Origin of the sequence: Stenotrophomonas sp. 1337 (assembly GCF_031455455.1) — a bacterium.
Lineage (GTDB): Bacteria > Pseudomonadota > Gammaproteobacteria > Xanthomonadales > Xanthomonadaceae > Stenotrophomonas > Stenotrophomonas indicatrix.
In genome coordinates this window covers 761,499-784,362 of sequence record NZ_JAVDSR010000001.1, presented here as the reverse complement: position 1 = coordinate 784,362, position 22,864 = coordinate 761,499, and the positions used below count along the sequence as shown (strand labels likewise).

At 67.1% G+C, this 22,864-nt stretch carries 15 protein-coding genes; 11 read left to right on the top strand and 4 right to left on the bottom strand.

Annotation, left to right across the window (positions count from 1 at the left end; genetic code table 11):
* Positions 1-40 precede the first annotated feature (40 nt).
* The 3 genes from carB to J2X70_RS03495 are packed head-to-tail and all read left to right on the top strand — an operon-like array spanning position 41 to position 4,680.
* Positions 41-3,283, top strand: a complete 3,243-nt coding sequence (carB, locus tag J2X70_RS03505; protein WP_309908960.1) for a carbamoyl-phosphate synthase large subunit — start codon at positions 41-43, stop codon at positions 3,281-3,283.
* Between the two features lie 8 nt (positions 3,284-3,291).
* Positions 3,292-3,756, top strand: a complete 465-nt coding sequence (greA, locus tag J2X70_RS03500) for a transcription elongation factor GreA (protein WP_025874725.1) — start codon at positions 3,292-3,294, stop codon at positions 3,754-3,756.
* A 3-nt stretch (positions 3,757-3,759) separates the two neighbouring features.
* Positions 3,760-4,680, top strand: coding sequence for a phosphoglycerate mutase (locus tag J2X70_RS03495; protein ID WP_025874723.1), 921 nt, complete (start codon positions 3,760-3,762; stop codon positions 4,678-4,680).
* Between the two features lie 117 nt (positions 4,681-4,797).
* On the opposite strand, the gene J2X70_RS03490 is transcribed toward J2X70_RS03495, so the two are convergent.
* The gene (locus tag J2X70_RS03490) at positions 4,798-5,967 is read right to left on the bottom strand and encodes a DUF1176 domain-containing protein (protein ID WP_309908958.1); all 1,170 of its coding nucleotides are present in this window, start codon (positions 5,965-5,967) and stop codon (positions 4,798-4,800) included.
* The gene (locus J2X70_RS03485) at positions 5,864-6,907 is read right to left on the bottom strand and encodes a DUF1176 domain-containing protein (RefSeq protein ID WP_309908957.1); all 1,044 of its coding nucleotides are present in this window, start codon (positions 6,905-6,907) and stop codon (positions 5,864-5,866) included. The genes J2X70_RS03490 and J2X70_RS03485 overlap by 104 nt, the downstream gene beginning before the upstream one ends.
* 121 nt (positions 6,908-7,028) lie before the next feature.
* On the opposite strand from J2X70_RS03485, the gene recJ reads away from it, so the two are divergent.
* Positions 7,029-8,786 (top strand): single-stranded-DNA-specific exonuclease RecJ, encoded by a 1,758-nt coding sequence (gene recJ / locus J2X70_RS03480; protein ID WP_279207859.1) that lies wholly within the window; start codon positions 7,029-7,031, stop codon positions 8,784-8,786.
* A gap of 40 nt (positions 8,787-8,826) precedes the next feature.
* On the opposite strand, the gene J2X70_RS03475 is transcribed toward recJ, so the two are convergent.
* Positions 8,827-9,876, bottom strand: a complete 1,050-nt coding sequence (locus tag J2X70_RS03475) for a DUF1176 domain-containing protein (RefSeq protein ID WP_309908954.1) — start codon at positions 9,874-9,876, stop codon at positions 8,827-8,829.
* Between the two features lie 133 nt (positions 9,877-10,009).
* On the opposite strand from J2X70_RS03475, the gene J2X70_RS03470 reads away from it, so the two are divergent.
* Positions 10,010-12,919 carry a VIT domain-containing protein gene (locus tag J2X70_RS03470; protein ID WP_309908952.1) on the top strand — a complete coding sequence of 970 codons (2,910 nt, stop codon included), beginning with the start codon at positions 10,010-10,012 and terminating at the stop codon, positions 12,917-12,919.
* 76 nt (positions 12,920-12,995) lie between these two features.
* Here J2X70_RS03470 and J2X70_RS03465 read toward each other — a convergent pair whose 3' ends face one another.
* A complete protein-coding gene (locus J2X70_RS03465) occupies positions 12,996-14,204 on the bottom strand; it encodes an acyltransferase family protein (protein ID WP_309908950.1) in 1,209 nt (402 codons plus the stop codon).
* Positions 14,205-14,401: 197 nt separating this feature from the next.
* Between J2X70_RS03465 and J2X70_RS03460 the strand changes: the two genes are divergently transcribed.
* The 6 genes from J2X70_RS03460 to lysS all read left to right on the top strand — a co-directional run bounded on the left by J2X70_RS03460 (position 14,402) and on the right by lysS (position 22,772).
* Positions 14,402-15,244, top strand: a complete 843-nt coding sequence (locus J2X70_RS03460) for a LytTR family DNA-binding domain-containing protein (protein WP_309909065.1) — start codon at positions 14,402-14,404, stop codon at positions 15,242-15,244.
* Between the two features lie 90 nt (positions 15,245-15,334).
* A protein-coding gene (prfB, locus tag J2X70_RS03455; protein WP_099783880.1) for a peptide chain release factor 2 occupies positions 15,335-16,460 on the top strand; the annotation gives its coding sequence in 2 pieces (ribosomal slippage) (positions 15,335-15,409 and positions 15,411-16,460; 1,125 coding nt in all).
* Between the two features lie 99 nt (positions 16,461-16,559).
* Positions 16,560-17,342: a helix-turn-helix transcriptional regulator gene (locus tag J2X70_RS03450; protein WP_025874707.1), complete on the top strand. Its 783-nt coding sequence runs from the start codon at positions 16,560-16,562 to the stop codon at positions 17,340-17,342.
* A gap of 633 nt (positions 17,343-17,975) precedes the next feature.
* Positions 17,976-19,367 carry an NAD-dependent succinate-semialdehyde dehydrogenase gene (locus tag J2X70_RS03445; protein WP_309908948.1) on the top strand — a complete coding sequence of 464 codons (1,392 nt, stop codon included), beginning with the start codon at positions 17,976-17,978 and terminating at the stop codon, positions 19,365-19,367.
* A 75-nt stretch (positions 19,368-19,442) separates the two neighbouring features.
* Entirely contained in the window at positions 19,443-21,083 is a 1,641-nt protein-coding gene (locus J2X70_RS03440) for an acetolactate synthase large subunit (RefSeq protein ID WP_025878943.1), read from the top strand.
* 177 nt (positions 21,084-21,260) lie between these two features.
* Positions 21,261-22,772 carry a lysine--tRNA ligase gene (gene lysS / locus J2X70_RS03435; protein ID WP_309908946.1) on the top strand — a complete coding sequence of 504 codons (1,512 nt, stop codon included), beginning with the start codon at positions 21,261-21,263 and terminating at the stop codon, positions 22,770-22,772.
* Positions 22,773-22,864: the final 92 nt, after the last annotated feature.

Sequence of the window (22,864 nt, the reverse complement as noted above, 5' to 3'; positions counted from 1 at the left end):
TCACTCCCCCTTGTCACGCTGTACTGACTTAGAGAAGAAAATGCCCAAGCGCACTGACCTCAAGACCATCCTCATCATCGGTGCCGGCCCGATCGTCATCGGCCAGGCCTGTGAGTTCGATTACTCCGGCGCCCAGGCCTGCAAGGCCCTGCGAGATGAGGGCTACCGCGTGGTGCTGGTCAACAGCAATCCGGCCACGATCATGACCGACCCGGAGATGGCCGACGCCGTCTACATCGAGCCGATCAACTGGCAGACCGTCGAGAAGATCATCGCCAAGGAGAAGCCCGACGCGCTGCTGCCGACGATGGGTGGCCAGACCGCGCTGAACTGCGCGCTGGACCTGGCCGACAACGGTGTGCTTGAGAAGTACAACGTCGCGCTGATCGGCGCCAAGCGCGAAGCGATCATGATGGCCGAAGACCGCGAGCTGTTCCGCGTGGCGATGAGCGAGATCGGCCTGGAGTGCCCGACCGCTGCCGTTGCCCATACGCTGGACGAAGCGCTGGAGATCCAGACCCGCGTCGGCTATCCGACCATCATCCGCCCCAGCTTCACTCTGGGCGGCAGTGGCGGCGGCATTGCCTACAACCGCGAAGAGCTGATCGAGATCGTCAACCGCGGCCTGGAACTGTCGCCGACCACCGAAGTGCTGGTCGAAGAGTCGGTGCTGGGCTGGAAGGAATTCGAGATGGAAGTGGTCCGCGATACCGCGGACAACTGCATCATCGTCTGCTCGATCGAAAACCTGGACCCGATGGGCGTGCATACCGGTGACTCGATCACCGTGGCCCCGGCGCAGACCCTGACCGACAAGGAATACCAGCGCCTGCGTGATGCCTCCATCGCCGTGCTGCGCAAGATCGGCGTGGATACCGGTGGTTCGAACGTGCAGTTCGGCATCAACCCGGACACCGGCCGCGTGGTGGTGATCGAGATGAACCCGCGCGTGTCGCGTTCCTCGGCGCTGGCGTCCAAGGCCACCGGCTTCCCGATCGCCAAGGTCGCGGCCAAGCTGGCCGTGGGCTACACCCTGGACGAACTGAAGAACGAGATCACCGGCGGCCTGACCCCGGCCTCGTTCGAGCCGTCCATCGACTACGTCGTCACCAAGATTCCGCGCTTCGCTTTCGAGAAGTTCCCGGCTGCCGATGCGCGCCTGACCACCCAGATGAAGTCGGTGGGCGAGGTGATGGCGATGGGCCGCACCTTCCAGGAATCGATGCAGAAGGCCCTGCGTGGCCTGGAAACCGGCAAGGTCGGCTTCGACCCGACCGGCCTGGACCTGACCAGTGAAGACGATCTGCAGACCCTGCGCCGCGAGCTGAAGGCGCCGGGTCCGGAGCGCCTGTTCTTCGTCGCCGACGCGTTCCGCGCCGGCATGAGCGTGGAGGACATCTTCAAGCTGTCCTACATCGATCCGTGGTTCCTGGACCAGATCGAAGAAATCATCGCCGCCGAGACCCAGGTCGCAGCCGATGGCATCGACGCACTGGATGCGGCGCGCCTGCGCAAGCTCAAGCGTGCCGGCTTCTCCGACGCCCGCCTGGCCCAGCTGACCGGCACCAACGAAGCGGCCGTGCGTGCGCTGCGTCGCGCACACAAGGTGCGCCCGGTGTACAAGCGCGTGGACTCCTGTGCCGCCGAGTTCTCCACTGGCACCGCCTACCTGTACTCGACCTATGAGGACGAGTGTGAAGCCGCGCCGAGCAACCGCGACAAGATCATGATCCTCGGCGGTGGCCCGAACCGCATCGGCCAGGGCATCGAGTTCGACTACTGCTGCGTGCACGCGGCACTGGCGCTGCGCGAGGACGGCTATGAAACCATCATGGTCAACTGCAACCCGGAAACCGTGTCGACCGACTACGACACCTCCGACCGCCTGTACTTCGAACCGCTGACCCTGGAAGACGTGCTGGAAATCGTCGAGCTGGAGCAGCCCAAGGGCGTGATCGTGCAGTACGGCGGCCAGACCCCGCTGAAGCTGGCCCGCGCGCTGGAAGCCAACGGCGTGCCGGTGATCGGCACCAGCCCGGACTCGATCGACCTGGCCGAAGACCGCGAGCGCTTCCAGCAGCTGGTGGACAACCTGGGCCTGAAGCAGCCGCCGAACCGCATTGCCCGCAACGACCAGGAAGCCCTGCTGCTGGCGCGCGAGATCGGTTACCCGCTGGTGGTGCGCCCGAGCTACGTGCTGGGTGGCCGCGCGATGGAAATCGTCTACGGCGAATCCGATCTGGCCCGCTACGTGCGTGACGCGGTGAAGGTATCCAACGATTCGCCGGTGCTGCTGGATCGCTTCCTCGACAACGCCGTCGAGTGCGACGTGGACATCATCGCCGACGCCCAAGGCAACGTCCTGATCGGTGGCGTGATGGAGCACATCGAAGAGGCTGGCGTGCACTCGGGCGATTCCTCCTGCTCGCTGCCGCCTTACTCGCTGTCGGCTGAAACCCAGGCCGAGCTGCGTCGCCAGGTGGTCGAGCTGGCCAAGGCCCTGAACGTGGTGGGCCTGATGAACACCCAGTTCGCGATCCAGACCGATGAGGAAGGCAACGACACCATCTTCCTGCTGGAAGTGAATCCGCGTGCCTCGCGCACCGTGCCGTTCGTGTCCAAGGCCACCGGCATGCCGCTGGCCAAGATCGCGGCGCGCTGCATGGCGGGCAAGACCCTGGAAGAGCAGGGCGCCACCAAGGAAATCGTGCCGGACTACTACTCGGTGAAGGAAGCGATCTTCCCGTTCGCCAAGTTCCAGGGCGTCGACCCGATCCTCGGGCCGGAGATGCGCTCCACCGGTGAGGTGATGGGCGTGGGCCGCAGCTTCAACGCCGCCTTCGCGCGCGCGCAGGAAGCCGGTGGCATCAAGGCGCCGCCAGTGGGCAAGGCGTTCGTGTCGGTGCGCGACCCGGACAAGAAGCGCGTGCTGCCGGTGGCCAAGGCCCTGCTGGCGCGTGGTTACAGCCTGGTTGCCACCCGTGGCACCGCAGCGTGGCTGCAGCAGCACGGCATGGACTGCGAGATCATCAACAAGGTGGTCGAGGGTCGCCCGCACATCGTCGATTCGATCAAGAACGGCGAGATCGTCTATATCGTCAACACGACCGAAGGCCGTGCCGCGATCAACGACTCGTTCTCGATCCGTCGCGAGGCACTGCAGCACCGTGTCACCTATTCGACCACCATTGCCGGTGCCAAGGCGCTGGTGGATTCACTGGAATTCCGCGGTACCGGCCCGGTCTGGTCGCTGCAGGAACTGCACAAGGAGTTGAACGCATGAGAGCACCCATCACGATGAAGGGCGCGCAGCGTCTGCGCGACGAACTGGATCACCTGAAGTCGGTCAAGCGTCCGAAGGTGATTGCCGCGATCGCCGAAGCGCGCGAGCACGGCGACCTGAAGGAGAACGCCGAGTACCACGCCGCGCGCGAGGAACAGGGCTTCATCGAAGGCCGCATCAAGCAGCTGGAAGGCGAGCTGTCGCACGCCGAGATCATCGACGTGAGCAAGCTCAATGCAGGCTCCAAGGTGGTGTTCGGGGCCAGCGTGATCCTGGCCGACGTGGAATCGGACGAAGAGAAGAAGTACCAGATCGTTGGTGATCTGGAAGCGGACATCAAACTCGGCCTGATCGCGATTTCCTCGCCGGTCGCCCGCGCGATGATCGGCAAGCTGGAAGGTGACTCTATCGTGATCGATGCGCCGGCCGGCCAGCGCGAGTACGAGATCGTCAGCGTCAGCTACCAGGACTGATCCGTGGCGACGGCAACCCTGCTGTTGCCGGCGCGCAGCCGCTTTGCGGTGGCTGCATTGCCGGATGACGTGGCGCGCGCCCTGGGCCGCGCCACCACTTCGCAGGGCGATGCCGGTGAACGCGCGCAGCTGCTGCGCCACTTCACGGTGGCCGCGCCGCACTGGCCGGTGGCCGCATTGACCCGCCAGCGTGACGTCGGTGATGCCGCCGGCGCCTGCTGGCTGCGTGCCGATCCGGCCTGCATGGTGCCGGACATGCATGGCGCGCGGATGATGGGCCACGGCGAAACGCTGCGGCCCAGCCTGGCCGATACGCTGGCGTTGCTGCCCGTGCTGCAGCCGCTGTTTGCGGATGCAGGCTTCGTGCTGGATGCACCCGATCCGTCACGCTGGTACCTGCGCCTGCCCATCGGTACTGAACTGCCGGAGTTCGACAGCCCCGACGAGGTGCTGGGTGATGACCTGTTCTCGCACCTGCCGCCGGGCGAGGCGGGCCGTCGCTGGCGCGCACTGATGACCGAAGCGCAGGTGCTGCTGCACACCCACTCGTGGAACCAGCAGCGCGCCGCGCAGGGCCAGCAGCCGATCAATTCGCTGTGGTTCTGGGGTGGTGGCGTGATGCCGGTATCGGTGGCCACGCCGCACGCGCAGGTGCGCAGCCGCGATGCGCTGCTGCAGGGCCTGGCCCAGGCCGCAGGTGTCGCGGTGGATGGCGAGCAGTCGGTCGATGCACTGGTCGACCTGCGCCAGCTGCGCTCGCTGCAGCAGCTGGGCAACGATGCAATCCGGCCGCTGCTGGCCGCGCTCAAGCGTGGCGAGCTGCAGCGCCTGGTGCTGGATTTCGAGGACGGCCTGCAGTTCCAGCTGGATCGCGGCCAGCGCTGGCAGTTCTGGAAGAAGCCACGGCAGCTTCACGACGCCTGACGTGGTGGTAGCGCCGGGCCACGCCCGGCGGATGCCCTAGCGCAGTTCTGGAAGAAGCCACGGCAGCTTCACGACGCCTGACGGGGTAGTAGCGCCGGGCCATGCCCGGCGGATGCCCTAGCGCAATTCCGTAACGTAGGTCGGCAGTTGCCAGTGGCGCTGACCGACGCCCAGGCAGTGCCGGCCGACGAAGGTTGCCGCCAGCACCAGGCGGGCTCCATCCCAGGCCCAATGCCGGTCTATCCCGCAGCGGTCCGTAGCGCTTGCAACGCCTTCTTCAAGGAACACGGCGTGCGGGTAGAGCGGGAACAGCGTGGATGCGGTGATCGGCACGGGCGCAAAGGGCGTTCGGTCGCGGATCACCCAGCTGCCGGCTGGCCGGATGTAGCGGCCGGTCGTGCAGTTCAACATCGCCAGCACATGCGTTGCATCGATCCGCTCGATGCGCAGGTGGCGGGAAGAGGCTGCAGCGCAACCCGCGCCGGCCTCGGCGCGCGGCAGCAGCGCTTGCAGTAGATCGGCACGTTCGGCCAGCGCGGCATCCTCGTCGTGGGCTTCAACCAGCAGCGGTGGCGGCACCAGGCGAGGTGCCACCCGTGCGGCCGGCACCTGCGATTCCGGCCGCAAACCCTTGCCCACCAACGCCCCTGGGGTGTGCAAGCGGCCCTGTGCCTCGTCCATCTTCAGCAGCAGTGCGGCATTACCGCTCTCTGCCAATGGCCATGCCTGGCCCGCCGTGTCGGTCATCCTGACCGGCCGCCCGCGCACCAGTGCATCCAGCAGCGCCTGCGCATGTGGTGGTGCCAGAGCCAGGCCGGCCTCAAGCGCATCCACCGGGCCGATATCACCCAGGTCCGCGCCATCCACATGCAGCCGCAGCCGGCCCTCTGGATGCACCCGCGGGCTGCGGGGCGCGCCGTCACTGCCATCAGCCAGCGACAATCGCGCCGTCACGGGGGTGTCTGGTCCAGCGGCACGCTCGATGAGCACGCCCAGCATCAACGCGGCCGGTGGGCCGAACGCCACTATCCGGCAGGTGCCTGTGTTATCGCATGCCAGGTGTCCGTTCTGTTCAAGGAACGTGAACTGCGCGGGCGTGCCGGCGAAGCTGACAGGTGCCAGCGTCAGTGACGCCAGCACCAGTAGAGGACATCGAAGCGTAGTCATGTTCCAGGCTTCCGGGTCAGCGGACCGTGCTGACCAGCGTCGGCAGCGTCCAGTGCCCGCCCGCCACGCCACGACACAGGCCGGTACTGAACGCACTGCTTGGCTGGAATCTGCGGCCATCCCAGGCCCAGTCCCAGCCGGAAACGCAGTCGCCGATGCCGCGGCCCTTGTAGCGCGCGTACAACGTGCGATCGGAGCGCGAGAAGCCCTCTGCCTCCAGCGTGACCGTCTCAGGTGCGAACGGCGGCTGATCGCGCGCGATCCAGAAGCCATTGCTGTAGTTGTACGCGCCTATCTGGCACAACGCCTGCACCAGCACATGGTGGTCGTCCAACCGCTCGATCACCATTTCCGGTGTTCCCTTGTACTCGATCAGGCGCGGACAGTCGTCGTTGTCGCCGAGCGTGGCAATCAGCGCGTCGCGCAGCGCTTCGCTGCTGCCCAGCTCGCTATCGCCGGGGCGGCCGGCCGCCAGCACACCGCGCACGATCACCGGCTTGGCCACTGCGGCGGGCACGCTCGCTTCGGCACGCGTGCCGCGGCGTACCAGCGCACCGGGCGTGCCCACGCGCCCTTGGACCTCGTCCATTTTCAGCAGCACCGCGGCGGCACCACGATCGGAAATCGGCCAGCGCGTGCCCCTGCTGTCGATCACCTCGATACGGGCCTGGCCGGGCAGGGCGGCCAGCAGGCCTTCTACCTGCGCCGGCCGCAGCATCACTGCCTCGTCGGCCCCGGTGTCCTGCACTGGGCCCAGATCACGGCCGTTCACGTGCAGGCGCATTGAACCTTCAGGCACTGCACTTTCGCCATCCTCGCCGACCCGCAGCCGCGCCTTCACCGCCGTGCCGGGGCCGCCGGCACGTTCCAGCATCAGGCCCAGCAGGCTGTCCGCCTTTTCAGGGCTGTAGCCGGCTGCACGGCAGGTGCCGGTGTTGTCGCAGGCCAGGAACCAGTCGTGGTGTACGAACTCGATACCGAGGGTTGGCGGCGTGTTTGCGGCCTGGGAAGCAAGTGGCAGCAGGAGGCTGGCAAGCAGTACGGACAGCAGGCGGTACATGGCGAATTCCGTTTCAGAAGCGAACAAGCATGGGCGATCGCCACGCTTGCGCCAAGCCCGGAAGAGCCTGGCGAGCCGAGCGGGGTATCATGCGCGGGTCTTCCGCAACCCGGCGATGCCGATGTCCCTTGCCGCCGATGCTGCGCTGCCGTCTTCCGATACGCCGATGATCCGCCGTCGCGATGCAGTCGCGCCCGGTAGCTGGCCGGAGGGCACGCTGCCCCTGCTGGCCCGCCTGTATGCCGCACGTGGTGCGCACACGCCGGAGCTGGCCCTGCCCAAGCTCGGCAACCTGCATGCGCCGGAACTGCTGACCGGCATCGACGCAGCAGTGGACCTGCTGGTGCAAGCCATCGCCGCCGACAAGCGCATCCTGGTAGTCGGTGATTTCGACTGCGACGGCGCCACCGCCTGCGCGGTCGGTGTGCGTGGGCTGCGCATGCTCGGCGCGCAGCACGTCTTCCACGCAGTGCCCAACCGCATGGTGCACGGCTATGGTCTGTCGCCGTCACTGGTGGACGAGCTGGCTGCGCTGCAGCCGGATCTGCTGGTCACCGTCGACCACGGCATTGCCTGCCATGCCGGCGTGACCGCGGCCAAGGCGCGTGGCTGGCAGGTGCTGGTGACCGATCACCATCTGCCCGGTCCACTGCTGCCACCGGCCGATGTCATCGTCGACCCCAACCTCGACGGCGACGCCTTCCCCAGCAAGGCGCTGGCCGGTGTCGGCGTGATCTTCTACGTACTGATGGCGCTGCGCCGGCAGATGCGCGAAGCGGGGGTATTTGCCGATGGCAAAGGGCCGGACCTGACCACGCTGCTGGATCTTGTGGCGGTGGGCACAGTGGCCGACCTGGTGGTGCTCGATGCCAACAATCGCGCCCTGGTCAGCGCAGGATTGCGCAGGCTGCGCAATGGCCAGGGCTGCGTCGGCCTGAAGGCATTGATCGAGGCCAGCGGCCGCGATGCTGCACGCTTGACCGCCACCGACATCGGCTTCGGGCTTGGCCCGCGCTTGAACGCGGCCGGTCGGTTGGAAGACATGGCATTGGGTATCGCCCTGCTGCTCACCGAAGATCCGCGGCAAGCCCGCGACATCGCGCAGACGCTGGAACAGATCAACGCCGAGCGGCGTGCGGTCCAGCAGTCGATGACCGATGACGCCGAACACGCGCTGTCGCGGGTGGTGCTCGATACCGCAGGGCAGCGCCCGGTGGCGGCCTGCCTGTTCGATGCTGATTGGCACCCCGGCGTGGTTGGACTGGTTGCTTCAAAGATGAAGGATCGCCTGCATCGGCCGGTGATCGCGTTCGCGCCGGCCGAGCCGGGCGCCGACACCCTGCGCGGCTCGGCGCGTTCGATCGCCGGCCTGCATATCCGTGATGCGCTGGCGCTGGTCGATGCGCGCCATCCCGGCTTGATCGAGCGCTTCGGCGGTCACGCGATGGCCGCCGGGTTGAGCATGCGTCTGGATCATCTGGCTGCCTTCGAAGCCGCGTTCGTCGCCACCGTGCTGGAAATGCTCGACCCGGCTGCACTGCAGCAGCAGGTGCTCAGCGACGGCGAACTGGCCGCGGACGAACTCGATCATCGCCATGCCGATGCGCTGCGTTTGGCGGGTCCATGGGGGCAGGGCTTTCCCGAGCCGCTGTTCGATGGCCACTTCGAAGTGGCCAACTGGCGCGTGCTGAAGGAGCGTCATCTGAAGCTGGAACTGCGCCTGCCCGGCGTACCCGGCACGATCAACGCGATCCATTTCGGCGGCTGGCACGGCAATGCGCCCGGTCGCCACGTGCATCTCGCCTACCGGCTCGCCTGCGATGACTATCGTGGCGGCGCCGCCATCCAGCTGATCGTCGAGCACTGCCTGCCGGCGTAGTCCATGCCGGGCATGGCCCGGCGCTATCGCTTCGGAAGGGTCAGCGTACGTCGGTCACCCGCGTCGGCAGTTCCCAGGTACCCCCGGGAACGCCGCGGCACAGGCCGCCACTGATCGCCGAGGTCGCGACGAAGCGGGTGCCATCCCACGTCCACGTTTCATCCGACACGCAGTCGGCCAGACCGCGGCCCTTGTGCGAGGCGACGATCTGTCCGTCGCCGTAGTCGATCGCGTCGCTGGTCACCCATTGCGGCTGGTAGGGCGCTTTCTCACCGATGACCCAGTAACCATCACCGGTGTTGTAGGCCGCGCGCCAGCAGGGGACGTTGACCAGCAGATGCTTGGTGTCCAGGCGCTGGATCTGCAGTGGTGAATTGCTGATCGGAAGATCCGGGTCGGTGTCGAGCAGGCCTTCGCAGCTGGGTTCTTCCAGAGTGGCGCGCAGCGCCGCACGCAGCGCCGGCGAGGCGGCCAGCTTGGAAAACGCCGGGTCGTCCGGTGGCGTCGACAGCGTCGGTGCCTTGCGCACCACGGGTTTGGCAACGGCGGCAGGCACGCTGCTTTCGGCAGCGGCCCCCTTGCGCATCACCGCGCCCGGCGTGCCCACGCGGCCCTGGAACTCGTCGGTCTTCAACAGCACAGCCGCTGCGCCCTTGTCCGACAGCGGCCACGTGTGGCCGGCGGCATCGACAACCGCGATGCCACCATCGCGCACCAGCGCGGACAGCACTGCGCTGGTCTGTGCCGCGCTGAGCACATGGACACCCGGCTCCGTGGCCGGCGCCAGCACACCGAGGTCACGCTGCTGGATGCGCAGGTGCAGCGCGCCCTTGGGCTGCGGCTGGTCATCGATCGGCTGCAACGACATCCGACCGCTGATGGCCTGATTGGGGCCGCCCGCCCGGGTCAGCAGCACGCTCAGGGTGCTGTCATCGCCACTGGCGTAGCCGGCCGCGCGGCACGTGCGCGTGTTGTCGCAGGCCACGACCCAGTCGTGATGCTGGAAATAGAGGCCTGCAGGCGCATCGACGGCGCCGGCGGCCAACGGCCAGCACAGGGCCAGCAGGGTGGGAAGCAGGGGAGAACGCATGGGCATCCTTGCACGGGATCGGGAAGTCGCACATGGTGCGCCCAGGGGCAGCGAAGAACCAGCATCGAATCACGTTAACCCCGTCCTCCCGGTTGGTGCGTTCAAGCAGTCACGATCCCACTGGAGTCCTGTCATGGTCTTCGCCCGTTGCTGCACCGTACTGCTGTTGGCCCTGGCAAGCTGGCCGGCACTGCCCCAGGCGTCGCGGCGTCCGGCACCGCCGATGACGTCCACACCGCTGCTGATCGCGCCCGCCGCCGAACAGCCCGTGCAGCTGCGACATGCCCGCATCGAAGGCGAGGTCCAGGCCGGTATCGCCCAGACCCGTATCACCCTGGAGTTCCATAACCCCAACCAGCGCGTGCTGGAAGGCGAGCTGCAGTTCCCGCTGGCCGAGGGCCAGCAGATCACCGGGTTCGCCCTGGACATCAACGGCGAGTTGCGCGAGGCAGTACCGGTGCCCAAGGACCGCGGTCGTCAAGTGTTCGAGGAGATCGCCCGTCGTGGCGTCGACCCGGGCCTGCTGGAGCAGACCGCCGGCAACCAGTTCCGGCTGCGCGTGTATCCGCTGCCGGCCGGCGGCAGCCGCCGCGTGCAGTTGGTCGTACGCGAGCCGCTGGCATATGCCGGGCAGGGCTGGCGTTGGACACTGCCGCTGCAGTTCGTCGCCGGCGCCGCAGCCGTCGAACTGGACGTGCGGGCACCGAAGGAGGCTGAGGCAGGAAGCGCGCCGTTCCGCATCGCCGATGGCCGCCTGCACTGGCAAGGACGTGGCGCGCAGTTGCCGGCCCAGCTGCAATGGACGCTGCCGGCCGAGCGCAAGGCACAGGTGCAGGTTGCCCGCTGGCAGGACGGTCACTACCTGCTGGCGCAGCTGCCGGTGCCGACGTCGATCGCGCCCCGCCGTGTGCCATCGGAGGTGGGCCTGCTTTGGGACGGTTCGGGTTCCGCAGGCCAGCGCGACCGCACCCGCGAGTTCGCGCTGCTGGATCGCTACTTTGCTGCGATGGGCGAGGGCAACGTCGCGCTGACCGTGCTGCGTGATCGCGCCGAGCCCGTGCGTCATTTCCGTATACGCAGCGGTGACTGGAGTGAACTGCGGCGCGCATTGATGGCGGTGCAGCCGGATGGCGCCAGTGCATTGGCGCAGTGGCAGCCGCAGCCCTCGGTGAAGGAGTACCTGATGGTCAGCGACGGCCTGCTGACCTATGGGCCGGAAGCACTGCCGGCGTTGGCCGCCGATCAGCGCCTGTTTGCGGTCAGCAGTGCCGGCGCACGCACCGATGCCACCCGCCTGCGCGGTTGGAGCGAGGCGCATGCTGGCAGTTTCGTGGCGCTCGGCAGCGATATCGATGCCGCTGCACGGGAGCTGCTGTCGATGCCGCTGGATGTCCAGATCGATGCCGGCCGTGGCGTGCAGGACGTGGTGGTCGACCGCCGCAGCCAGGCCCAGGGCTGGCTGTGGTTGCATGCGCGTTTGGCGGCCGAAGGTGTGCCGATGCGGGTGCGCATTGCCGGTGGGCAATGGCAGGCACTGCCGGAGAGCTCCACCAGCGCCGATGGCGATCTGCTGGCCGGCCTGTGGGCACAGGCACGCCTGCAGCAGTTGTCGACCGATCGGCGCGGCAATCGCGAGGCGATGCAGCGCCTGTCGCAGCAGTTCAGCCTGGTGGGCCCGGACACTTCACTGATCGTGCTGGAAACGCTGGACGACTACCTGCGCTACGCGATCCGCCCCGCAGGTGCCTTGCGCGCCCAGTACGACCAGCGCTTCGCACGCCAGGTTGCAGATCGCGATGCCGCCGACCGTCAGCGCCTGGACAAGGTGGTGACGCAGTGGCAGCAGCGCCAGCAATGGTGGAGCCGCCGTTGGCCGAAGGGCATGCGCGTGCAGGCGAAGGCGCTGGAAGTGGTCGGTCAGGATGCGTATGCGGCTGCCCCGGTGGCGATGCTCGCCGCGCCTCCTCCCGCGCCAGCGCCGATGGCCGTTGCCGCCGAGCAGCGGGCGGAGTCCAGCAGCGCGCGCGCCCGTCGATCGCCGCCGCGGCAGGCACCTGCCGGCCTGGAGGCCGCGATGGATGCCGTTGCCATCGAACCCACGGCGTCCAATGCACCGGCCGCCGCCAATGACGGCCAGCTGGGAATCCGGTTGGCTGCCTGGCAATCGGATTCGCCGGTCGCCCGCCGCCTGCGCCAGGGGCCGTCGTCGCAGCTGTACGACCGCTATCTGGCCGAGCGCGCTGCGAACGCCAACAGCAGTGCGTTCTTCCTCGACGTGGCCGACCTGTTGATCGAACAGGGGCAGCGCGATCTTGCCCTGCGCGTGCTGTCCAACCTGGCCGAGATGGAGCTGGACAACCGCCATCTGCTGCGCGTTCTCGGCTATCGCCTGCTGCAGGCCGATGCACCCGCACTGGCGGTGCCGGTGTTCGAGCAGGTGCTGGCGATGGGGCAGGAGGAACCGCAGAGCTTCCGTGATCTGGGCCTGGCGCTGGCCGCAGCGGGCAAGCCGCAGCAGGCGCTGGCGCCGCTGTACCAGGTGGTCGTGCGGCCGTGGGATGGTCGTTTCGACGGCATCGCGCTGATCGCCCTGGATGAACTGACCAACCTGGTGGCCGGCAGCAAGCCGCGCCTGGATACCACCGGCATCGACCCGCGCCTGCTGCAGGCGATGCCGCTGGACCTGCGCGTGGTGCTGGCCTGGGATGCCGACAACAGCGACATGGACCTGTGGGTCACCGACCCGAACGGCGAGCGTGCGTACTACGGCAACCGCCTGACCTACCAGGGTGGGCAGATGTCGCAGGACTTCACCGGTGGCTATGGTCCGGAACAGTTCTCGCTGCGCAACGCCAAGCCGGGCAAGTACAAGGTGGAGGCGAACTACTTCGGCAGCCGCCAGCAGCTGGTGACCGGTGCGACGACGCTGATGCTGCGCCTGACTACCCATTGGGGCACGCCGAAGCAGAAGGACCAGATGATCACGATGCGGCTGAAGGATCGTGCCGAGACGGTGCTGGTCGGCGAGTTCGAGGTGAAGTAGAGCCACGCCATGCGTGGCTGTCGCAGCCCTCGCCTTGTGGAGCCGAGCGTACGCTCGGTTCCACGGGGCGCAGGCCTTATTGTGCCGGCACGACGCGCACTGCAGGCGACGATAGCGGTGCGGCACGCAACCCGAACAGCGGCCGCAGCCAGCGCACACGGCGTACCAGCAGTTCATGGATCAGCAGGCAGCCGGCGACGGTGCCGACAATCACCAGCGCCGGCTCGAGCCATGCGCCCAGCTGCAGGGGACGCAACCAGTACAACAGCATGATCAGCACGGTCTGGTGCAGGATGTACCAGCTGAACACCGCCTCGCGGCAGTAGCCCAGGCCACGCCATGGCCGCGCCAGCAGGACCTGCGCCCATCCGAAGAGGGCCAGCAGGGAACACCAGGTGTACAGCGCTCGGCCAACGCGCTCGGTCTGCGCCCACGGCAGCGCCAGCACCCACTGCGGCAGATCGCCGAGGTCGGGCATCCGCCCCAACGCGCGGATGCCCAGTTCGACAGTCAGCCCGACAACGGCCAGCGCCAGGGTCAACCGCCGGCCGCGCACCAGCAGATCCCAGCCGCGCTGCCAGCGCGCGGCGAGGAAGCCGCCGAGGAACAGGGGCAGCGATTCGGCGTGGACGTACAGGTCATCGACCAGCGCATGGGTTGGCGGGTGGGCGGGCAGGATCACCAGCAGCGCCCACGCCAGCCACAGCACCGGCAGCAGCAGGCCCAGCGTGGCCACCCAGCGGTCGCCCGCAGGCAGGCCCGGCAGGCGGTGGCGCTGCGGCCGCACTACGCTGGCCAACACGATCGCCAGCAGCGTGTAAGGGATCAGATAGGCCAGGTACCACAGGTGGTTCCAGGTGAAGCCATAGGCGGCACCGGTGAAGCTGGCTCCCGGCCACGGCCGGAACTGCCAGTAGCGCCACAGGAATGCGCCGAGCCCTGGCGTGACGTCGCCCTTGTCCACCGCTTCACAGTAGGCCTGCAGCGAAACGACCGCGACGATGCCGAACAACAGCGGCAACAACAGCCGCCCGCCGCGCCGCAACGCGAACCGCCAACGGCCCTGCGCGGGCAGGCACAGGCCCAGTGCAATGCCGGAGATGGCAAACAGCAGCGGCATGCGCCAACGATTCAGCGCGATCATCGGCCATTGCAGCCACTCCGCGGTGTGGACGCTCTTGAGGTGGAAGTCCCATCCGGCCACGTAGGCCATGGCCACGTGGTAGAGGATCAACAGCCCGAAAGCACCGATACGCAGGGTGTCGAGGTCGTGGCGGCGGGTCATGGCGGTATCCGTGTTGGCGTCCTCGCAGAGTGGAAGTCCTTGTGGGCTGTCGCCAGCAGCAAGGGGCGGTTGGATGCCCGGCAGGGCCCAGTGGCGGGGCGGGGGGACGAATGGCGTACGTCAGCGGGGCTGTGGTTGGCGATAATCCAGTGATGGATGAGTACAACCAGCAGGACCCGGACGTGCGTGGCGAATCGATGGGCAACGGCAGGCAAGGGCGGCAGGCAGCCGTGTTCTGGGTCGTACTGTTCCTGGGGACGGCGGCGGCCAATGTGCTGGCCAAGGCCATGATGGCGGCGCGCGATGGGCTGCCCTCCCAATGGATGGCGGCCACGATTGACGAGTTCAGCAGTGCGCTGGTGTCGCTGCTGCTGCTGGCGGTGCTGATCCGCGCCGCTTCGCGCTGGCCGCTGCACACCGATACCTGGCAACAGCGCTTGGCGCCGTATCTGCTGGGCGCGGTTGCATGGTGGCTGCTGCATGTGAGTGCGATGGTCCTGCTGCGCAAGGCCGCCCACGCCGTGCTTGGCAGCCACTACACCTTTGGGGACTGGCCGGCGCAATGGTTCTACGAGTTCTTCAAGGACATCCAGACCTATGCGCTGCTGGTCTCGGCAGTCCATGCCCTGGCCTGGTTCGGCCGCCGCCGCCAGGGTGAAGCGACCCTGCTTGCCGCCCCCGATGAGGGCCCGCCGGTCGAACCGGTCGATCGCCCCGACCATTTCCTTGTGCGCAAGCTGGGCAAGGAGTTCCTCGTGGCCACGGCCGACGTCGAGTACGCCCAGGCCGCCGGCAACTATGTGAACCTGCGGGTGCGCGGGCATGACTACCCGCTGCGGATCACCATGGCGGTGCTGGAGGCGCGGCTGGACCCGGTCCTGTTCCTGCGCAGCCACCGCAGCTGGCTGGTCAACCGTGACCAGCTGCGCTCGATCGAGCCGCTGGATGGGGGTGAGGCCTTGCTGCACATGGCCGATGGGGTCAAGGTGCCCTGCAGCCGGCGCCAGCTGCCGTTGCTGCGCCAGGCCTTGGGCGGGTAGGGGCGTGTCGGGGCGGGACCGGCTTCTGCGCCGGTTCACCCCGGCCTGCGGTATCATTTGCAGTCATCTTTTGAATGCATAACCGCCGACATGATCGAACTGAATCCTGTCCGCCAGCGCATCGCCGATCTGACCGATCGCGTGTTGTCGCTCCGGGGGTATCTTTGACTACGACGCCAAGAAAGAGCGTCTTGAGGAAGTAACGCGGGAGCTGGAAAGCCCCGACGTCTGGAACAACGCCGAATACGCCCAGAACCTGGGGCGCGAGCGCTCGACCCTGGAAAAGACCGTGGGCGGCATCGCCGCGGTGCTGGAAGGCCTGAGCGACGCCACCGAACTGCTGGAGCTGGCCGAGTCCGAGCAGGACGAGGACACCGCGCTGGCCGTGGTGGCCGACCTGGACAAGCACCAGGCGCACGTGGAGAAGCTGGAATTCCAGCGCATGTTCTCCGGGCAGATGGACAACGCTCCGGCGTTCGTCGACATCCAGGCCGGTGCCGGTGGTACCGAAGCCCAGGACTGGGCCGAGATCCTGCTGCGCATGTACCTGCGCTGGTGTGAATCGCGTGGCTGGAAGACCGAGCTGATGGAAGTGTCCGGTGGCGACGTCGCGGGCATCAAGTCGGCCACGCTGCGCGTGGAAGGCGACTACGCCTACGGCTGGCTGAAGACCGAGACCGGCGTGCACCGCCTGGTGCGCAAGTCGCCGTTCGACTCGGACAACCGCCGCCATACCAGCTTCACCTCGGTGTTCGTGTCGCCGGAAGTGGACAACAACATCGAAATCGACATCAACCCGGCCGATCTGCGGACCGACGTGTACCGCTCGTCCGGTGCCGGTGGTCAGCACGTCAACAAGACCGAGTCGGCGGTGCGTATCACCCACATCCCGACCAACACGGTCGTGGCCTGCCAGACCGGCCGCAGCCAGCACCAGAACCGCGACAACGCGATGAAGATGCTGGCCGCCAAGCTCTACGAGCTGGAGATCCAGAAGCGCAACGCCGAGCGTGATGCGGTGGAAGCCACCAAGTCCGATATCGGCTGGGGCAGCCAGATCCGCAACTACGTGCTCGACCAGAGCCGTATCAAGGACCTGCGCACCGGCATCGAGCGTTCGGATACGCAGAAGGTGCTCGACGGTGACCTGGACGAGTTCGTCGAGGCCAGCCTGAAGGCCGGCCTGGCGGTCGGCTCCAAGCGCATCGATGCCTGATGCGTGCCCGGCGACAGCGGTACCGTCCGCTGCCCGGGCCCTGCGTTGCGGGACGTCTTCGGCGTCCCGCAACGCCGTTGAAACCTGCAGGGCAGGGCGATGATGCGCAGTGAAGCCGAACGCAAGGAACTGGGAGGCTTTCTCAAGGCCTGCCGTGCGCGGGTCGACCCAGCAACGCTGGGGCTGCCAGCCGGCCGCCGACGCACGCCGGGCCTGAAGCGCGAGGAAGTCGCACTGGCGATCGGGGTCAGTGTCAGCTGGTACACCTGGATCGAGCAGGGCCGCGAAGTGCGCGCCTCGCCCGAGGTGCTGGAGCGCCTGGCGCAGGTACTGCGATTGAGCGACGACGAGCGCGCCTACGCGTTCGCGCTGTCCGGCTATGGCGTGCCGCTGGAATCGCCCGACGAGACGGTGACCGACGGCCTGCGCCAGCTGGTGGAGGCGATGCAGCCGATCCCGGCCTACGTGCGCAATACCCGATTCGACATCCTGGCCTGGAACCCGGCCATCGCCGATCTGTTTGTTGATTACGGTCAGCTGGCGCCGCACGAACGCAACACGCTGCGGCTGATGTTCCTGTATCCGCCTTACCGCACGTTGATCCTCAACTGGGAAGAAATGACCCGCGGGCTGCTGGCCAGCTTCCGCGCGGCGATGGCGCAGGCGCCGGACAAGGCGCCGTTCCTGGCACTGGCCGAGGACATCGGTGCGCACAGCGAGCAGTTCCGCCAGTGGTGGCCCGAGCACGATGTGCGTCGTTTCGACGAAGGTGCGAAGAAGCTGAACCATCCCACGCGCGGGCTGCTGGACCTGCAGTACGTGGCGCTGGTGCCGGAGAGCCGGCATGACCTGTCACTGGTGACCTACCTGCCGCGAAGGTAGGTTGGTCGGCAGGGCTGCGCCCTGCACCTGCTGTAGTGCCGGCCGCTGGCCGGCAACCTCAACAGCAACAGCAACAGCAACAGCGGGCTTTCCGTGGGGTGGCGGGGCGGTGTCGGAGTGCGGGGACGCCGCAAGTACGTCCGTGTAGGCTTGGCAGCCGCATCCATGCGGCTGACACCCCGCACTCCGACACCGCCCCACCTCTGACAGATCTCCGCTGCTGTTGGTAGGTGTCGACCTTGGTCGACACGGTAGATCCACGCGATGCGTGGATGCTTTTCGGTTTCAATTCGAGATAGTCGATCTCGATGGAAATTCATCCACGCATGGCGTGGATCTACTGGAGGCGCCGGGTTGGGTCTGGAGAAGAGCCCCCTGAGTCAGGGGGCGGCCGCGAAGCGGCGGGGGTATGGGGGCTGGTAAGTGGGGCCCGCGGTTCGCGTAGCGAAGCGTGGGAGCGGCAGCGCGCATGCGATGGCGCGTACCAGGGCGCAGCCCTGCCGATCAACCCCATTCAGGCAGGTAAGTACAGGTCACAGGATACGCAGACGCCTTGTTGCTGCCATCGATCGGGTCCACATTCGTTGTCAGGAAACGGGCAGCCGCCCGTTGTCGAGACAACAGGAGACCTGCATGTCCGCTTCTCCCGCAGCCCCCGCTGCCATTTCCCGCGATCCGGCGACCGGCCAGCAGATCGCCAGCCACCCCTTCGCCACCGACGTCGAACTGGAAGCCATCCTCGACCGCGGCCAGGCCGGTTTTGCAGCCTGGAGCGCGCAGTCACTGGAACAACGCGCCAGCGTGCTGCGTGCGATGGCTGCCGTGCTGCGCCGCGACCGTGAACCGCTGGCCGCGATGGCCACTGCCGAAATGGGCAAGGTCCACGCCGAGTCGCTGGCCGAGATCGAGAAGTGCGCGGTGCTGTGTGACTGGTACGCCGACAACGGTGCGGCGTTCCTGCGCGATGAGCCCACCGCGGTGGCCGACAACAAGGCCTATGTCTCCTACCTGCCGCTGGGCGTTGTGCTCGGCATCATGCCGTGGAATTTCCCGTACTGGCAGGTGATGCGCGCGGCCGTGCCGATCCTCATGGGCGGCAACGGCTTCCTGCTGAAGCCGGCCGAAAACATCGTCGGCACCGCCGGGCTGCTCGCCGCTGCGTGGCGCGACGCGGGCCTGCCCGACGGCACCTTCATCGCCGCCAACATCAGCCGCGAGGGAACCAGTGCCGCCATCGCCGATGACCGCATCGCTGCCGTGACCCTGACCGGCAGCGTCGCCGCGGGGCGCAGCATCGCCGCGCAGGCCGGGCAGGCGCTGAAGAAGGTGGTGCTGGAGCTGGGTGGCTCGGATCCATTCATCGTGTTGGCCGACGCCGACCTGGAGGCAGCGGTCGATGCCGCGGTGGCCTCGCGCTTCCAGAACACCGGGCAGGTGTGCATTGCCGGCAAGCGCATCATCGTCGAAGACGCCGTGTATGAGCGTTTCGTGGCGTTGTTCTGCGAGCGCGTGCAGGCGCTGATCGTGGGCGATGGCCGCGAGGCCGGCAACCGGATCGGACCGATGGCCCGGCAGGACCTGCTTGAACAGCTTGATGCACAGGTGCGTGCGTCGGTCGAGGCCGGTGCGCAGTTGCTCGTGGGCGGCAAGCAGCTCGATCGCCCCGGCAGTTTCTATGCACCCACCGTGCTGGCGGGCGTCGAGCCGGGCATGCAGGCCTTCGACACCGAGACCTTCGGGCCGGTGGCGTCGATCAGCCGCGCGCGCGACGCCGACCATGCGGTGGAACTGGCCAACCAGAGCGAGTTCGGGCTGAGCGGCAATCTGTGGACCGGCGACCACGCCCGCGCGATGCAGCTGGCGCGCCGGCTGCAGACCGGTGGCGTGTTCGTCAACGGTTTCTCTGCCTCCGATCCACGCGTGCCGATCGGCGGAGTGAAGAAGAGCGGCTTCGGCCGCGAGCTGTCGCACTTCGGCATCCGCGAGTTCGTCAACGCGCAGACGGTGTGGTTCGACCGCCGTTGACGCGGGCCATCCACCGTTCCTGTCAGCATCCCTGCAACGTTCCATCATCACGCACTGCGAGAAGGACGTCATTCCATGTCCAAGGGTTCCGATCTGCTCGTCGCCGCACTCGAAAACGAGGGCGTCGAGCGCATTTTTGGCATTCCCGGTGAAGAGAACCTCGATGTCGTCGAGTCGCTTCGCCATTCCAGCATCGAGCTGGTCATCACCCGCCACGAACAGGCTGCCGTGTTCATGGCCGCCACCTACGGCCGCCTGACCGGCAAGCCCGGCGTGTGCCTGGCCACGCTCGGCCCGGGTGCACTGAACTTCACCACCGGTGCCGCCTACGCACTGCTCGGCGCGTGGCCGGTGATCATGATCACCGGGCAGAAGGGCATCGTGGCCAGCAAGCAGGCGCGCTTCCAGATCGTGGATATCGTCAGCACGATGAAGCCACTGACCAAGTCGGCGCGGCAGATCGTTTCGGCGCGCACCATCCCCACCATCGTCCGCGAGGCCTTCCGCACGGCGTTGGAGGAGCGCCCCGGGCCGGTGCTGCTGGAACTGCCCGAGGACATCGCGGCGATGGAGGTCGAGGACGTTGCACTGATCCCGCCACACCCGGTGGATCGGCCGATCGCCAGTCCCGAGGCGCTGGACCGTGCGGCGCAGATCATCCGCGAGGCCAAGCGTCCGCTGCTGGTGATCGCGTCGGCGGCGTCGCGACCGCAGTCCAGCGAAGCGCTGTCGGCCTTCGTGCTGCGGGCCGGCATCCCGTTCGTCACCACGCAGATGGGCAAGGGCGCGGTGGCCGGTGGCTCGGGCCTGTACATGGGCACGGCGGCACTGAGCGAGCGCGACTACGTGCACATGGCCATCGATCAGGCCGACGTGATCGTGACCATTGGCCACGAGGTGACGGAGAAGCCGCCCTTCGTGATGCGCCCGGGTGGCCGCACGGTCATCCACATCGGCTACTCGCAGGCCGCGGTGGAGCAGGTGTACTTCCCGCAGGTGGAGGTGATCGGCGATATCGGCCGCTCGCTGACCCTGCTGGCCGACCGTATCGAGGGCAGGGTGGACAACGCCGCTGCACTGCTGCCGCTGCGCGCGACGATCCTGGAGCACATCGCCGACCGCGCCGAAGAGGCCGGTTTCACGCCGCAGCGGCTGGTGCATGACGTGCGCCAGGTGATGCCGCCGGACGGCATCGTGGCGCTGGACAATGGCATGTACAAGATCTGGTTCGCGCGCAACTACCGTACCCAGGTGGCCAATACGCTGCTGCTGGACAACGCATTGGCAACGATGGGCGCGGGGCTGCCGTCGGCGATCATGGCCTCGATCCTGTACCCGCAGCGCCGCGTGCTGGCGGTGTGTGGCGATGGCGGTTTCATGATGAACAGCCAGGAGCTGGAGACCGCGCGGCGGCTGGGCCTGAACCTGGTAGTGCTGATCCTCAACGACGGCGCCTACGGGATGATCCGCTGGAAGCAGGCGGTGGATGGTTTCGCCGACTACGGCATGACCTTCGGCAATCCGGATTTCGTCAAATACGCCGAGGCCTATGGCTGCCAGGGGCACGAGGTGACGGCGATCGAGCAGTTCATTCCGACCCTGGAAGCGGCCTTCACCGCGGGCGGCGTGCATCTGGTGTCGGTGCCGGTGGACTATTCGGAGAACCAGCGGGTGCTGGTGGATGAGCTGCGGCAGGCATTCCCGGGAAACGGGTAGGTGTCGCCCCCCGAGCCCGGTAGGTGTCGACCTTGGTCGACACGGTGAGCGCCAACCAAGGTTGGCGGCTACCGGAGCAGGGGCGGCCCGAGGCCGGGACAGGGCGCTTTTGGTATGCTGGGCAACCGGCTGCGCCGGGCGCAACACTCCCCCTCACTACACGATTCCCGCAGATCCATGAGCGAAGCTACCGATACCCCCCCCGTCGACGAAAACAAGTTGATCGCCGAGCGCCGTGAGAAACTCAAAGCGCTGCGCGGGCAGGGGATCGCGTATCCGAACGACTTCCGTCGCGAGGACTTCGCCGGCAGCCTGCAGGAAGAATTCGCCGATACGGAGCAGTGGACCGCCGAAACCCTGGAAGGCAACGGCCGCCAGGTGAAGATGGCCGGTCGCCTGATGGCCAAGCGGGTCATGGGCAAGGCCAGCTTCGCCCAGATCCAGGACGAATCGGGCCGCATCCAGCTGTTCCTGCAGGGCAGCGTGCTGGGCGATGCCTACACCGCCTTCAAGGGCTGGGACGTGGGCGACATCATCGCTGTCGTAGGTGGCCTGACCCGCACCAAGACCGGCGAGCTGTCGGTCAAGGCCGAATCGATCCGTCTGCTGACCAAGTCGCTGCGCCCGCTGCCGGACAAGTGGCATGGCCTGGCCGACGTCGAACAGCGTTATCGCCAGCGTTACGTCGACCTGATCGTGACGCCGGAGTCGCGCGCGGTCTTCATCAAGCGCTCGAAGATCATCCGTGCGATGCGTGCATGGCTGGACAACCGCGACTTCCTCGAAGTCGAAACGCCGATGATGCATTACATCCCCGGCGGCGCGGCGGCCAAGCCGTTCACCACCCACCACAACGCGCTGGACCTTGACCTGTACCTGCGCGTTGCGCCGGAGCTGTACCTCAAGCGCCTGACCGTCGGTGGCCTGGAACGCGTCTACGAAATCAACCGCAACTTCCGCAACGAAGGCGTCAGCACCCGCCACAACCCGGAATTCACCATGATGGAACTGTACGAGGCCTATGCCACGTACAACGAGATCATGGACCTGACCGAAGGCGTGATCCGTGACGTGGCACAGTCGGTGAACGGCACCACCGTGGTCGAGTGGGACGGCGCCAACATCGACCTGGGCCCGGCGTTCCGCCGCTGGCGCATGGACGAGGCGGTGCGCCACCACAACCCGGAAATCTCCGCGGCCGACTGCACCGACCGTGACGCGCTGCTGCGCCATTGCGAGCGCCTGAAGATCCGCGTCAAGCCGTCCTACGGCTGGGGCAAGCTGCTGCTGGAGATCTTCGAAGCCACCGTCGAGCACACCCTGATCCAGCCGACCTTCATCACCGATCACCCGGTGGAGGTCTCGCCGCTGGCCCGCGCCAACGACAACGATCCGGGCTATACCGACCGCTTCGAACTGTTCGTCAACGGCAAGGAGCTGGCCAACGGCTTCTCCGAGCTGAACGACCCGGAAGACCAGGCCCAGCGCTTCCAGGCGCAGGTGGCGGCGAAGGAAGGCGGCGATGACGAGGCCATGCACTACGACGCCGACTACATCCGTGCGCTGGAGTACGGAATGGCGCCGACCGGCGGCCTTGGCATCGGCGTCGATCGCCTGGTGATGCTGCTGACCGGCAGCAGCTCGATCCGCGACGTGCTGCTGTTCCCGTACATGCGTCCGGAGCAGTAACCGGCGTTTTCGGCGTCCGTTTGTGCGCGTCGTCTCGGTTTGAGACGGCGCCATTGACGCATCCCGCACTCGGCGTATCGTTATTGCACAAC

Excerpts from the sequence above, each read along its gene's own strand:
- J2X70_RS03465 (WP_309908950.1), bottom strand. The coding sequence starts at position 14,204 with ATGACCCGCCGCCACGACCTCGACACCCTGCGTATCGGTGCTTTCGGG.
- J2X70_RS03485 (WP_309908957.1), bottom strand. The coding sequence starts at position 6,907 with ATGTACCGCCTGCTGTCCGTACTGCTTGCCAGCCTCCTGCTGCCACTT.
- J2X70_RS03470 (WP_309908952.1), top strand. The coding sequence starts at position 10,010 with ATGGTCTTCGCCCGTTGCTGCACCGTACTGCTGTTGGCCCTGGCAAGC.
- J2X70_RS03460 (WP_309909065.1), top strand. The coding sequence starts at position 14,402 with ATGGGCAACGGCAGGCAAGGGCGGCAGGCAGCCGTGTTCTGGGTCGTA.
- J2X70_RS03445 (WP_309908948.1), top strand. The coding sequence starts at position 17,976 with ATGTCCGCTTCTCCCGCAGCCCCCGCTGCCATTTCCCGCGATCCGGCG.
- J2X70_RS03475 (WP_309908954.1), bottom strand. The coding sequence starts at position 9,876 with ATGCGTTCTCCCCTGCTTCCCACCCTGCTGGCCCTGTGCTGGCCGTTG.
- J2X70_RS03450 (WP_025874707.1), top strand. The coding sequence starts at position 16,560 with ATGATGCGCAGTGAAGCCGAACGCAAGGAACTGGGAGGCTTTCTCAAG.
- recJ (WP_279207859.1), top strand. The coding sequence starts at position 7,029 with ATGTCCCTTGCCGCCGATGCTGCGCTGCCGTCTTCCGATACGCCGATG.
- J2X70_RS03490 (WP_309908958.1), bottom strand. The coding sequence starts at position 5,967 with ATGGCCGCAGATTCCAGCCAAGCAGTGCGTTCAGTACCGGCCTGTGTC.
- carB (WP_309908960.1), top strand. The coding sequence starts at position 41 with ATGCCCAAGCGCACTGACCTCAAGACCATCCTCATCATCGGTGCCGGC.
- J2X70_RS03440 (WP_025878943.1), top strand. The coding sequence starts at position 19,443 with ATGTCCAAGGGTTCCGATCTGCTCGTCGCCGCACTCGAAAACGAGGGC.
- lysS (WP_309908946.1), top strand. The coding sequence starts at position 21,261 with ATGAGCGAAGCTACCGATACCCCCCCCGTCGACGAAAACAAGTTGATC.